General features: G+C 54.1%; 10 protein-coding genes. 4 read left to right on the top strand and 6 right to left on the bottom strand.

Annotated features, from left to right (window positions below; translation table 11 throughout):
* The first annotated feature begins 8 nt into the window (after positions 1 to 8).
* The 3 genes from EYC87_RS11015 to EYC87_RS11005 are packed head-to-tail and all read left to right on the top strand — an operon-like array spanning position 9 to position 3,534.
* Positions 9 to 1,793 (top strand): serine/threonine-protein kinase, encoded by a 1,785-nt coding sequence (locus tag EYC87_RS11015; RefSeq protein ID WP_279252912.1) that lies wholly within the window; start codon positions 9 to 11, stop codon positions 1,791 to 1,793.
* Positions 1,790 to 2,827, top strand: a complete 1,038-nt coding sequence (locus tag EYC87_RS11010) for a TadA family conjugal transfer-associated ATPase (protein WP_007230546.1) — start codon at positions 1,790 to 1,792, stop codon at positions 2,825 to 2,827. The genes EYC87_RS11015 and EYC87_RS11010 overlap by 4 nt, the downstream gene beginning before the upstream one ends.
* Complete coding sequence (locus EYC87_RS11005; RefSeq protein ID WP_279252911.1) at positions 2,827 to 3,534, top strand: class I SAM-dependent methyltransferase; 708 nt, start codon at positions 2,827 to 2,829, stop codon at positions 3,532 to 3,534. Before EYC87_RS11010 ends, EYC87_RS11005 begins: the two co-directional genes overlap by 1 nt.
* Here the strand turns inward: EYC87_RS11005 and EYC87_RS11000 are convergent.
* From EYC87_RS11000 to EYC87_RS10990, 3 genes are all read right to left on the bottom strand, one after another.
* Entirely contained in the window at positions 3,509 to 4,585 is a 1,077-nt protein-coding gene (locus EYC87_RS11000) for a hypothetical protein (protein ID WP_279252910.1), read from the bottom strand. The two genes, EYC87_RS11005 and EYC87_RS11000, sit on opposite strands and share 26 nt — an antisense overlap.
* 87 nt (positions 4,586 to 4,672) lie before the next feature.
* On the bottom strand, positions 4,673 to 5,701 hold the full coding sequence (locus tag EYC87_RS10995; RefSeq protein ID WP_279252909.1) for a hypothetical protein: 1,029 nt from the start codon (positions 5,699 to 5,701) through the stop codon (positions 4,673 to 4,675).
* Between the two features lie 32 nt (positions 5,702 to 5,733).
* Positions 5,734 to 8,106: a caspase family protein gene (locus tag EYC87_RS10990; RefSeq protein WP_279252908.1), complete on the bottom strand. Its 2,373-nt coding sequence runs from the start codon at positions 8,104 to 8,106 to the stop codon at positions 5,734 to 5,736.
* Positions 8,107 to 8,440: 334 nt separating this feature from the next.
* Between EYC87_RS10990 and EYC87_RS10985 the strand changes: the two genes are divergently transcribed.
* Positions 8,441 to 9,430 (top strand): OmpA family protein, encoded by a 990-nt coding sequence (locus EYC87_RS10985; RefSeq protein ID WP_279252907.1) that lies wholly within the window; start codon positions 8,441 to 8,443, stop codon positions 9,428 to 9,430.
* Between the two features lie 174 nt (positions 9,431 to 9,604).
* Here EYC87_RS10985 and EYC87_RS10980 read toward each other — a convergent pair whose 3' ends face one another.
* The 3 genes from EYC87_RS10980 to EYC87_RS10970 form a co-directional block, all read right to left on the bottom strand.
* Positions 9,605 to 10,570: a nuclear transport factor 2 family protein gene (locus EYC87_RS10980; protein WP_007230544.1), complete on the bottom strand. Its 966-nt coding sequence runs from the start codon at positions 10,568 to 10,570 to the stop codon at positions 9,605 to 9,607.
* Positions 10,567 to 11,259, bottom strand: coding sequence for an RraA family protein (locus EYC87_RS10975; protein WP_040542539.1), 693 nt, complete (start codon positions 11,257 to 11,259; stop codon positions 10,567 to 10,569). The genes EYC87_RS10980 and EYC87_RS10975 overlap by 4 nt, the downstream gene beginning before the upstream one ends.
* A gap of 110 nt (positions 11,260 to 11,369) precedes the next feature.
* Positions 11,370 to 13,604: an arylsulfatase gene (locus EYC87_RS10970; protein ID WP_279252906.1), complete on the bottom strand. Its 2,235-nt coding sequence runs from the start codon at positions 13,602 to 13,604 to the stop codon at positions 11,370 to 11,372.
* Positions 13,605 to 13,636: the final 32 nt, after the last annotated feature.

Here is a 13,636-nt window from a genome sequence, read left to right as displayed (position 1 = left end):
AGTTAACAATGGCTAACGAGCGCTACGAGAATAAAACCTATGTCGGCGCAGGTGGCATGGCGATCGTATACCGCGCCTGGGACAGCGTAGTAGGGCGCGATGTCGCCCTAAAAGAAATCGCCGAAGAATTGCGTCAGGACCCGGAGGTTCGCGACATGTTCATGCGCGAGGCTCGAAAAATGGCCAAGGTCAGACACCGCAACGTGGTGCAGGTTTACGACGTACTGCTCGAAAATGAAGCGGCAACCCTGGTGCAGGAGTACATGGATGGAGGCAGCCTCGCGAACCGCGTGGGAGCCTCGACCATGTCACCAGATGAAACATTAAAAATGCTACAGGAAGTATGCTGCGGCTTGCAGGCCATACACGACGCCGGCCTCATTCACCGTGACGTAAAGCCCGACAACATTCTCGCCCACCAGGGTGAATGGAAAGTGGCAGACTTCGGTGTAGCGATGAGCGGCGATGAAGACGTACTGCCCTTCGTCGGCAGCAAGTACGCTGCGCCGGAAGTATTGAATGCTCCGGATACGATCTCCGTGCGTTCAGACATCTACTCTGTTGGGGTGATGGCCACTGAGTTGATTTTGGGTTCTCAGCAGTACGAAAAGAGCGCTCGCGAGGCCATGTTGATTCAGCTCGGTGAAGGCGCTGCGCCGACACGCGATAGCACGGCCACATTTTGGCAGCGCTGGGTGTCCAGCAATGTCGTCATGCCACTGCTGTGTGAACTGAATCCGGTCATATCTCGAGAAATTAGCGAGTTCATCGCCAACCTGACTGCTCGCGATCCCGAACAGCGACCGGCTGACTGCACCAAAGTTATCGCTGAAATTAAGGCCCTGCGCGAAGCCGAAGCTATGCGGCTGGGTGCTCCCACCGCCCGCGATCCCAGAGTCAAGGCGCGCAAAGCAGAGAGTGGAGCGGATGGCGACGAGAAAAACAGAAAACCACTGTGGTTCAAACTGACCATGGGCGTTAGCGTACTCTTGCTCACCGCTGTGGGGGCCTTATTATTGCTGCCCTCAAAGCCCAAGGTCTACAACATCGAACTTCTCAGTACACCAGCCGATGCCGCCTTTAGCATTAACGGCGCAGCGCAAAAGGCCGTCACGCCCACCACCGCTGAGATTAAAATTGGTGATATTCTCAGCTTTAGCAAAACCGGCTATCAGCCGGTGGAGTTAACGGTGGCCAAGGGTCTTTCACAACTTACCTCTAAAACCGACGGTCAACTGCAGATCAAGGCGGAGTTGGAACGCAGTTTCTACCTCGGCGATAGCGCTAGCGCGATGAAATTTCTCAGCGAGAAGTGGGCCGAGGTTCCACATTTTCGAGCCACCATTCCCACGGCTACGCTAAACAATGGCAGCTACACACTGCCAATCGATACCCCTTTGCACATCGCTATCAACCCGCCTATGGAAGGAGCCATCACTTTTATCCACCTGAGTTCCGATAATTTTGCCACCTTGGTATACCCTAATCCAGCTGGCGCCACACTGGGGGTATTGGCCGACACTAATATCACCGTAGGTGATGAATTAGACATGGCTGCGTCGGAACCTCTGGGCCAAGAGTGGATTGTGCTGGTGCTAACTCGAAAACCACTCATGCCCCCAAAAATAGAGGGCTCCGGCCTGGTAGAGGACTGGGCCCGCTACCACGAGTTTGGCGAAATGGCCTCTCCCGGCGAGCAATTAATAATGTGGCTCACCGAGGCAGCGGGAACCCCGCTGGCGGTCGAAATAGTAACGGTAAACATCGTACCCAAGGGTGACACCGCACCATGAATACGATATCGGAAGGAGTATTCAATGCCGCCTTGGGCTATTTTTTAGCGCCCATTAGCGAGCTTATGGCAGACGAATCCGTGCGCGAGGTGATGATCAATGGCTACGACCAGATTTTCATCGAACAAAATGGTGAACTTAAACTCAGTGATTACCGCTTCACCGATGCGGAGCAATTGATGGCCGCGGTACGTAATATCGCCCAGTACGTGGGTGTGCACTTGCACGATGAAGTGTCACGTTTCGACGCCCGCCTACCCGCCGGACACCGAGTACACGTTGTGTTGCCCCCGGTTTCACGGGCGGGCATATCAGTGACCATACGCAAGCACAGTAAAAGCAGCTTTGGTCTCAGCGATCTGGTGAAGCTGGGTTCAATTTCGGAGGAGTCCACCGAATTTTTGCGCCGGGCCATGGAACGCGAGCAGAACATGGTAATTTCTGGTGGAACCGGCACCGGTAAAACGACCTTTATTAATGCGCTATCGGCGCTGATACCCAACAGCGACCGTATCGTCACTATTGAAGACGCGGCTGAACTACAGCTCGATCAAGAGCATGTGGTTTCGCTTGAAACCCGCGCGCCCGACCGCAAGGGCAAAGGAGCAGTGAGCATTCGTGACCTGCTGCACTCCTCCCTCCGCATGCGGCCCGATCGCATCATTGTAGGTGAGTGTCGCGGCGGCGAAGCCCTCGATTTGTTACAAGCAATGAACACCGGCCACGGCGGCTCTATGTCTACTGTGCACGCCAATTCCCCGGTGGAGTCTTTGCGTCGACTGGAAACGCTTGCGCTGTTTTCCGGAGAAGAAATTCCGCTGCGTTTTTTGCGCGCCCAGGTGGCTTCGGCGATTAATATCGTGGTCCAACTGCAACGGTTAGCGGGCAAACGCACTGTGGCCACCATCGCCGAGGTTCTACCGTTGAGCGAAGACGGAGAGTACCGGGTACAAGATATTTACCAGTTCGACTACAACAGCGAGCAACTCACCCGTTGTGCTCAAGCTAACTTCGAAACCGTCGCCGGCCACTGATGCTGTGGTTACTAGTGGCGGTAGCAACGATCGCCGGTGTCTGGGCAATTTACCCCGGGGAGCTCAGCTGGCTGCCGTGTAAAGGCAACCGCTGGCTGTATAATCGGGCCGCAGCGGGCTACCACCAAAAATGGCAGCGGCACGATTACCGCGCTTACGACGCGCTTATTCTCGAGGCCGTCACTGTATTGGGCCACAACGATAGCCCCGCCAGGATAGCTGACCTGGCTTGCGGCAGTGGCCGCGCCACACTGGTAGCCGCCTCCCGGTTAGGCATCAAAGCACACTATTTGGCAGTAGACTTTTCTGCCGCTATGTTGGCTCAATTCAAACAGCAGATTGCCAACGACAGCACCTACCAAGCTTGCGATATCACCTTGCAACAGCAAGACCTACACACTTGGCTCAGCATGCAAAATGAAAAATTTGATTTGCTGTTATTCATGGAGGCAGCAGAGTTTATTGCCGACAACCGCTCTTTGCTTGCAAAGCTGGGCGCAATCGCCGCGCCCGGTAGCGACCTGATTATGACGCGTCCAGCGGGTTACTGGGGCTTCCTGTTTCCCGGCCGGCACCAAAGCAGGGCAGCCATGCACCGAGCGCTGCAAACAGCGGGCTTTGAAGCAGTGGAGTTTCTCCCCTGGCGGGCGCGCTACGAGTTGGTGCGCGCCAAACGATCAGCTATTCCTGAAGCTGCCAGCCCATAGGAATATCGTACCGCTGCGCAGGAATGGGATCGTCGTCCCATTCGGTGATCTCGGTGACAATACGAAACACGGTAACTGGCCCATTGGCTGACTTTTTCTTCTTGGTTGCTGTTTTTTTCTTCTTGCTAAACAAACCGCCGATGATCTCGCCCGTCGCCGCGCCTATCGCCGAACCACCAATGGAGCCGCCTATACTGTCCCCCATGGCCTCGCTGGTGGCATCACTAATCGCACTGTTAGCCTCACTGCCGGTGGCGCCAACGGCAGCGCTAGAGGCACTGTCTGCGGCATTGCCCCACATATTATCTTCCTCAGCTGCCTCCCCTTCCCCATTGAAGCAGGCACGGCCACCAATTTTCATGGTCATCATCGTGCGCATGGGGTAGCCCTTAAAAGCCTCTAATTCATCAAGCAGGCTTTCCCAACGGTTAGGAAAAAGCGCTAATAGCATTTGGCTGGCACCGGACATCTGGGGAATGAGGTAGTCCATACCCAGATAGTCGGAAAAATCGGCATAATAACCGCTTACTTCTTCATAGCCGGGCAGCTTATTTGCTAGCCAAGGCTCCATAATCCACTGCATATCACACGACTGGCCACTGATTTCATCGGTGCAGGACTGGCTCATAGTGAAAATATGGCGTGTAGCCCGCTTGCCGGCAATGCGCTCTTTCTCTTTAGTTTTCTTGGCTTTGAAACGCGCCTCCGACCACTCGCAGTTTTCCGTCGCCACCGGTAACACCTGACCACCAGCCTCAGCGTTTAGCTGACTTCGCAGGCCGGCGAGTTCATCCGCCAGGGCCTCGAGCGTAAATTGGCTATAGCTTTGGATATCGGGATTGAGTATGTAGCCCATTTCCTGATCGAGCCGGATGAGCCGTACATCTGCGACCGACAGGTCGGCGGCCATGTCATCGGAGGGAATCACTTCAGTGCGGCTGCGATCGGAGGATACCTGGGTTTTAACGCGGGTTTCCGCGCTTAAACTGGCCACCGGCCCGGAGGCCCGCACTGATATCGAGCGCTCGAAACTCACGTCAGCAACTGCCACCAACGGCACTATTGAGCAGATTAGAACCGCTGCTCGTAAACACGATGACCGACTCTGCATAACTGACCCCAACCGTTCTACCGGCTATTAAAGTTGCGGATTAAAGCTGAACAAATTCCAATGTCCACCGCGATTTGAACGGAACACAATGGTGCGGCCGCGGCGGTCGAAGACCGGAGCGTCGTCGTGACTAAAGTTTTCCGTGAGCTGTTCGCGCTGGGTACCATCGGCGCGCATAATCCAAATATTATAATCGGCGAAGACATCGCCCTGAACCACCATGGCGTCAGATGCGAATACGATGTAGCGGCCATTGGGGTGCCAACTGGGGTCCACATCGTTGGCATTGCCCGAACTCAGTTGGGTGAGGCCCGAGCCATCAACTTGCATGCTCCACACCTGATCCTTGCCAGTACTGGCGTTGGGGCGCACAAACACAATGCGCCGGCCATCGGGCGAGATACTTGGCGAACGTCCTTCCGTCAACTGGGTGAGCAGACCCCCGTTCATATTGATACTCCAGATGGACGCCGCTTGATTATTTTTGCGATGGCTCTGGAAAATAATAGTTTCGCCGTCGGAGGCGATGGCCGGCTGCCAATCGAAGGAGTTGGAGCTAGTAATCTGGGTAATGCCACCGGCGCCGTCGGAGCGCTTACGCCAAAGACTCTGGCTTTCACCAGAGCGATCCGAACTGAAAATTAGAAAACGACCGTTAGGTGTAAACGCGGGCGTGAGATTCATGCCCGCATCACTTGAAATTGGGGACTTGGCAGGCGAGCCCAGGCTCTGGCGATAAATACTGCTTTTGCCGCCAGCAAACTCTACGTAGACCATTGCATCCTGGTTCGGCGACAAAGCCGGGCGGTTATACTGGTTGCTCCGCTCGGTATTGTTAGTAAGTTGTTTTAGGTTGGTGACTCGAGGACCATCGGTGGTGTCGAGAGCGGCTGTGGTGGACTTGGGTGTAAAAACGGCAACAAACTCATCGTCATCGTATTTTACGCCCGTTTGCATTAAGTCCACGCGCACAGAATCTGGTTGGGTGGTGGCGCAGCCTGCCACTACGGCGATGCTACTTGCGAGAAAAAACTTGCCTAGACGTCCGGCCTTCATCAAAGCTGTCTCCTTCTAAAACTAAGTCAGCGCTATCGCGATTGCTTTACGAACAAGAAATCCCCACCGTCGCTGTCGATAAAACGAATATTACTATATTGTGGCACCTGTTCAGAGGTCATGACCACTGGCTCACGAATGGCCTGGTAAAGGCTAGTGCCGTCGATAATCTGATCCGATGAGCGCAACTTGCGAATGAGGTTACGGGCGAATACCGAGTGCCCGTCACCACCCTCGTCCATCACTGGTTCAATACCGCCGGAGGTCATCACCAGGCGCGCACTGCGCCCGGCCATACGCTCATAGAAACGGCCAGTGCGTTTTACATCAACGTTGCGCAGCAGGGTGCCAGAAAAACAGGAGTCGGCCACCAACAGAACGTGCTTGGCTTTCATGCCTTTGATGGCGTCGGTAATTGCGCTATTGCGTATCCAGGCTTCTTTGCTCGCCAGAGAGGCATCGGTGGGCAACCAGTATCCCAAGTCGACATCTTCGTCGTAATAGCCGTGACCCGCGTAGTACACCAGCAAGTTATCCTGCGGGCCGAGCGAGCGCGACTGTTCATCCAGTGCCGCGATAATTTGACTACGGGTAGCATTCTCCAGCAGGTTGACATCGAAGCTGTAATCGCTTTCTAGCACTTCGGCCACTGTTCTAGCGTCGTTTACCGCCGAGCGCAGCGCTGGAATATCGGCTGCCGGGTAGTTGTTATTACCAATGATCAGGGCATGGTAGCGACCAAAATCCACCGCCGCCATGAGCTCCGCCAAGTCACCATCGGACTGCAACTGACCCTGTTCGGTACGAACCACTCTAATGGTGGTACTGCCGATAACGCCGCGGTCGTCCACGGCGTCCACAGTGATCTCGGTTTGCCCCAGTGGCACGCTAAGCTGCTTCACAAAGGCGCCGTTGGGCAGAATTTCTGTTTGCTGACCGTCGACAAAAAGCTGGCGCACCGGCCGGCTATGAATCACATTGCCCAGCACCTCTACCGTGGCGCGCTCGGTGAGCAACTGACCACCGCCCGGCACAAACAAGGTTGGGGCATCTGCGGCCGCATAAACGGGCCGCATCTTTGCACTACTGGGTGTGCCCAGCAAGACAACATAGCCGTCGATCTGCGAGTCGAAATCTGGTTGAGTAAACCCAACCGCAGCGAAGCTACCATCGGAGCGAGCGGCAATGGCCAGCAGACCGTCGCCATATTCTTCACCCAGGGCGCGGGCCTTGATCAACTGACCAGAATCGCTAACCCGCAGCACCCAGGAATTGGGTGCCTGCTCGTTACCCGCATCAGTGCGTCCCACCACCACCAGGGACTGGTCACCCAACACAGTAACACCAGACAGACTGTCAACGCCGATACCGCCAAAGCTCTTCTCCCAGACGATGTCGCCGTCGGTATTTACGCGCACCATCCAGCCTTGTTCCATCGCTGCTTCGGTATAAGTAGAACCGACAGCAACTAGCGAACCATCGGTCAGTGCCAGTAGGTCGCTAAATATATCACCGTCGACACCGCCGAAGGAGGCGCTCCATACCGGTTCACCGGAAGCCGATAAACGCACCAGCCAGGCGTCGCTGGAAAACAGCTCGGTGCGTTCGCCGGCAACGGCAATCTCGCCATTTGGCAATTGCGCCAGGGCGTGAACAATATCGGGCCCTTTATCCTTCAACATTTGCTGCCATACAGGCTTACCATCGACATCCAGCTCCGCCACATAGCCGGCTAATTTACCACTGGTACCAGCCACTACCAGGCGATCCTGGGCAACGGCAATTACCGTATTGAGTGTCAGATCATCGCTGCCACTCAACTCGCGGCGCCACAAAACCTCGCCCGATTCATCGAGCTTGGCTACCAGCCCTACTAAGCGGCCGCTGAATTCATTGACAGTAGCGCCCACCACAATCAGACTGCCGTCGGGTAAATCGTAAACGCCATTGGCGCGATCATTGCGCGCTCCACCAATGGTAGTTTCCCAGAGCAATTGGCCATCGTCGCCGATAGCGACGACCCAAGCATCGGAACGACCGGAGCTGTCGGAACTGTTGTGGCCCACGGCGATAGTAGCGAGATCGGAACGCCGGCTGATCACTTCGGTGAAGCCGTCGGGACGGACTCCACCAAAGCTTTTCTCCCAACGCAGTTTTAGCTCTTCAAAATCACTGACGTCGGGCACCATCCGCATGGCGCTATTGCTGAGGCTCTGCCGTTCAAAGGCTTCGGGTGCAGAGCCCATCAGCGCCTCAATGTTTTCAGCCTCTAAAAATTCTTCTTCGATTGCCGCCGGGCGCTGGATAGGGACTTGCCCTGCTGCGTTCTCCAACCCCTCTTCTGGCGGAGTGTATTTCAAGCCAGCGCTGGTAGATAAACACACACCCAGCCCGATAGTTAGCATCGTCAACTTTCCGTTTAAGGAAAGCAGGCGCAACGGAAGTAATGCTGCCTTAGTATTTTTCATTATTATTTCGAAATTCCGTATTTCGATTAGTTATATAAGATGCCTGCTCAAGCCGCGTGTGCGCCTCGTTTACGACGCTAAACCCTCATACAGCTAGACGCAGTTTTGCACCTGATCCACTCCTATATCACCCTAATAGAGCAAAAAGTACACCTTTATTTCCCCAGCATAGCTTAAAAAGTGGTAGCTTGCTTATCGTATGCCTAGCGAGTCCAGGGACTATTCAAATAATCGAGAGAGACAGAGTATGCCTCCAAGGGGATTAGATACGATGCGATTCACTCAAAAACATTTTGGTAAAACGCTGCTAGCGTCTGCCGCGGCTTTGCTCATTAGTCATGGTGCATTAGCAAGTTCAGCTGCCAATCAACTGCGCGAGCTCAACAGCACCTGGAATGCTGACTTATCAGTGGCGCTGGAAGGTGGCAAAAAGAACCTGGCACTGGGCGATCCGGTGCGCTATCACCTGAACGCAGGTCAGGGCGGCCACTGCTACCTGGTTCACATAGACACCCAAGGCACCACCTCACTGATGCGTCCCAGCGACTGCAGCAATGCCGAGGCCGGCAGTTATTTCCCCAGCAGCGGCAGCCTGCAGGCTTCTGAACCCGAGGGCAAGGAAACCGTATTCGCCATTATAGCGAAAGCGCCGCTGACCAGTGCTGAGACCCTGCTGAATAACTCTCCGGGGTACGTAACCTTGGATGAGACCGGGACAAACCAGCTGTTGGGCGATATACGTATGGCAGCAGCCAGCAGCCAACTGGCTTTGGCGGAAACCAGCTACCTGGTGGGCAACAGCCAACTGGCCATGAGCGATCCCGACCTGCAGTACACCACTCGCGGCATAATCCGCAAAGTCGTCGAGAGCACCGAAGCTGAAGAGGGCCTGAACGATGCCATAGGCGAAGTATCTTTCGACGTGCAGAGCATTAACTTCGAGTTTGGCTCCGACGAACTGGCCGCCGATGGCATTCGCCAACTGGATGAATTCGGTGCCGCGCTAGTGAGCCCAGAGTTGGAACAACTTAAACTGCGTGTTGCGGGCCACACTGATGACCAAGGAGAAGAGTCCTACAACCTGGATTTGTCCCAGCGGCGGGCAAAAGCCGTTGCCCTCTACCTTGAAAGCAATTATGAGGTAGACAGCGGGCGCTTGGAAGTGGTCGGAATGGGCGAAGAAAAGCCCCTGGTACCAGACGCTTCCCTCGAGGCAAGAGCCAAAAATCGCCGAGTAGAAATGGTGTTTATCACCGAGTAAGTAGCACCTATCAGGGGGCGTAATTTCGTCCCCAGCTCTGCACTTCACCAATCTGTATCAAGGAATGTACGCGCTCGGTCACCCAATAATGCGGTCCACAGAACTTTACACTGCAGATCACAAACCGGGGTAGCGAATACCGTGATAATCGTGTCATGGCTTTGCGTGAAGGCGTCAGCAATCAGCCGGCGCTTGTAGCAATATCTGTTTCCAAATTTCAATTTCGTCAAAAAGAGTAATCTCTCTACGCAGACCCTTAGGGCCAAACTCTGCGTGGCTAACGCCCATGATGTGAACATTGACACCAGTAGGCGCGCCAAAGCGACCCCAGCCCTCATGGCACCCGGTTAGCGACCAACGAATAGCGCTACGAGGGCTCAGTAGGTCATCCACGCGGCCAATTTGATGTTCAATTTTAAATTCTGCTGCCGGAAATGCACTGCGCACTCCAACCCAAAATTTATCAGCTTCGGCCCAACCGTGAACGTCCTCACCACGAGGGAACGATAAATGACACGCTCGATCATATTCCTGAGGAATAATAGAAAATTCTGCGTTCATAACCCGCTGCAGGATCGAAGCATGCCGCTGTCCCCACTCATTGTCATTTCCAGAGCCTGTATACAAGCCGACAACATTAGACTCGGGTGTGAACGGAAAACCATCATCACCTCTTGCGATGATAGAGCGCGCCATGTCTTTCGGGTTTGTTCCTATTTGAACAGCAATCGCAGCGTTATCGCGAATTAACCATTCATCCCAGATACGATTTTCACGGCAGAACGTATCAGCGACAGTTCGGAATACAACGCGTTTCCCTGTGGCAGGACCAAACGCCCCACCTCGATGAGTCGCGCTTGAAACAATACGGTGAGAGGAAAGAAAACCCTGCTCATCATTGCCGCACCAAATCACGTCTTCGCCAAACAATTGCCGGTCTGGAAATTCAGCCAGTGTCGCCATCGTGTTAGATTTACCAGCCTCGTTACCGCGACTAAAACCTGAAGGAGTTCGGATGAATATATCGTCGGCATAGTGCCAGTCGAGCGATGCAATATCTCGGCCCTCCCAGATCTGGGCCGTGCACTTTAAAATGTAGTCAGGCAGGTCGGAATATTGTTCGTCAAACCCTTTCATCATGTTCGTGCCTCTTCAAATATTTTCCAGGCCGCCTCTAATTTGCAGATATCAAAACCCGGCTCACGAGCGGGACCAATGATTATTTGCTCATTAGTCAACAGGGTTTTGATAGCCTCGCCCAAGACCGGCATGACGTCTTCAGGAATCACCACCGCACCATGTTGATCGGCATGCACTATTTCACCGGGGCTAATGGCCAAATCAAAAACAGTTACAGGAATATCGAGCTCGGTGATATGACAAAACAAATGACTCGGACCAATGGAACCAGCCACGACAGGAAAACCCGGCTCATGGTCATCCAAGTCTCGCATCACGCCATTGGTCAACGCGCCAGACACGCCCAAACCCAAATGAACGGCTGTGTGGACTTCACCCCACCATGCGGACACACAACCGGGCGCGTCTATGTCTTCAATGACACAAACCGTGGGCTGGTTACCTTTTGCCATATATTTAAAGTAGTCCAGGCGGCGTGCCTTGATAATCTCAGGGTCTTCAGTCGGAGCCTTAACGCCGGAAAGTTTCGCGGTACGGGCATAGCCACACATTGCTTTAGCGCCATTCATCACCGATACAGGCGTGCCGCGTGTAAAGCGCTCATAACCGCGTGTACCTTGAGCAACCTCAATGGCATTAGATATTGTCGGGGTATCGAATTGGGCAAGGCTGTTAATAAAGTCATTCATGACTTGCTCCTATAAAAACGTTGGCTGTAAATTGCACGTGCGCGATAGTGCCTGGCACGCTTTCTATGGCGGTTTAGCGCCCAAATTTTCTCGCTAACGCACACTGATCGCTATAGCGACAGATTAACCAGAACTCTTTCAAACGTACCCTCGAAGGGACTACTGCCTGCATAGGCAAAACTTATTGGCGCACCGCAGTTTTCGGCACAGCGAATACCCGCATTGAGCGCCTCTACACGCCACATCTTTGGGAGAACCAAACTGCCCACGCTGCGATCATCTACAGTAAACGACAGCCGACCACTTCCCCTGCCATCGACTTGACCATTGATAACGATTTTTCGTGTACCTGCTTGCAACTGGTCATCAGTGGCAAATCGCTGCACTGCCTCCCGGGTGTAGATATAAACAAAGTAAAGATGGCCATTTTGCATGAAAAGCTCATAGCCGGCCGCGCTGTCACCCGACGCAAGAATAACTCCGCTCACCTGATCGTCCGGCAACTCAAGAACTACCTCCATATTGAAGTTGTGCCTGAAGATGTCTGGCGCTGTCAGACGATTAAATCGAGTTTGATCGGGGAAGAATTCGTAACTGGCTCGAGCTCGCGGCGCTACCTTTGCATAAAGTCCATCAAGGTCATCGTCTAACGGCAGCACGTTATTTGCCGCAGCCTCCTTGTCCCACAGTGCAATCAACTCAACGAGCTTCTCTGGCTCACTTTCAGCGAGGTCTACAGCTTCAGAAAAATCCTGTTCGGCATGGTAAAGCGCCCAATCATCATCCTCGAACCGATCTCCTGACTGATGCACGGTGACCGCCTTCCAGCCCTTTGCCCAGATTGCACGATCACCAGCAGTTTCGTAGTGCTGCGTCTTCTTGCGCGTAAGCTGGGACGGGTCGTCCAGGGTGTAGGCAAAACTGGTACCGTCCAACGGCTCGGGAAGTGGCGCCTCAATACCAGCCATTTCCAATAGGGTTGGGACTACATCAGTCACATGGTGATACTGACTGTTGACCGCATTCAGCTGAAGCTCACCCGCTGGCCAATGCAGAATCAGTGGCGAGCGGGTGCCCCCGGCATAAGTGTCGCCTTTGCGTCGCTTTAACGGAGTGTTGCCAAGATGCGACCACCCTGTTGAGTAAAGGGGACTGCTGCGTTCAGTACCAACAAGGTCTAGCCCGCGCATTTTTTCTGCGACGGTTTCGGGCTCGATATATGCAATCCGCCGAACATCCAAAGCCCCTGCCCGATGATAGCCACCACCGGCACCATTGTCTGACATCACCATCAGAATCGTATTATCGAGCTCACCCATGAGCTGCAGCGCTGTTACCAGTCGCTGTATTTCACTATCAGCGTGATCAAGCATTGCCGCAAACGCTTCCATAGTCCGCTCACTGAAGACGCGTTCCGAGGTGGGCAAGCGATCCCACCCTGAAACCTCATCAGGCCGAGGAGTCAGCAGCGCATTTTCGGGAACTACCCCCAGCGCCTTCTGTCGCTCAAACCGCGGGAGTCTCATACTGTCATAACCTTGCGAGTACCTACCCCGGTACTTGCTCAATTTGTCATCAGGCGCATGGAACGGGAAATGACAGGCCCCCAGGCCCAGATACATAAAGAAGGGTTTTTCAGGCGTGGCGACGCGGTGATCCTGAAGATAGCGAATCGATTGCGTAACGAGATCGTTGGTCAGATGGTAGTTTTCCCCTTTTGTGGGGTATACCTGACTGTGATTTCGAAACAGTTCGGGGTGGAAGTGATCTACCGCAGAACCATGGAACCCATACCAATGCTGAAAACCGCGCCCCGTAGGCCAGTGATCGAAAGGGCCCATGGCATCCTGGTCATTCACCATGGACAAGTGCCACTTACCAACAGCAATGGTGTTATAACCCGCCTCACCCAGCATCTGCGGCAGAAGCTTTACGTCTTCACGGATATAGCCCCGATATCCAGGCAGGGGCCTACCCCATTCTGCGATATTACCTACACCCACCCTATGAGCATTCTGGCCACTCATCAAACAAGCGCGCGTTGGAGCGCACAATGCCGTGACCTGAAAGTTATTGAATCTCGCCCCGCCCCTGGCGAGATTATCGATACAAGGGGTATCGATCTCAGAGCCAAAACATCCCAAATCAGAGAAACCGACATCATCCAGCACGACCATTAAAATATTGGGTCGCCTGGCGAGATTGCGCGGACGCCAACTCGATGCGTAGTCGGTTGATGATATTGCCCTGCCCCCCGGTGCCGGGGCAGCCTGCCCTATTGCTCCATCTGCAAGCAGCGCGGATGCCGCGGTAACTTTAATTAAATCGCGTCGTGATAATGGCATTCCATCATCCCTGTTTCAGCTCTACAGCTCGC

Source organism: Candidatus Seongchinamella marina, assembly GCF_026262685.1.
GTDB lineage: Bacteria > Pseudomonadota > Gammaproteobacteria > Pseudomonadales > Halieaceae > Halioglobus > Halioglobus marinus.
This window is presented reverse-complemented; position numbering and strand designations above follow the sequence as displayed.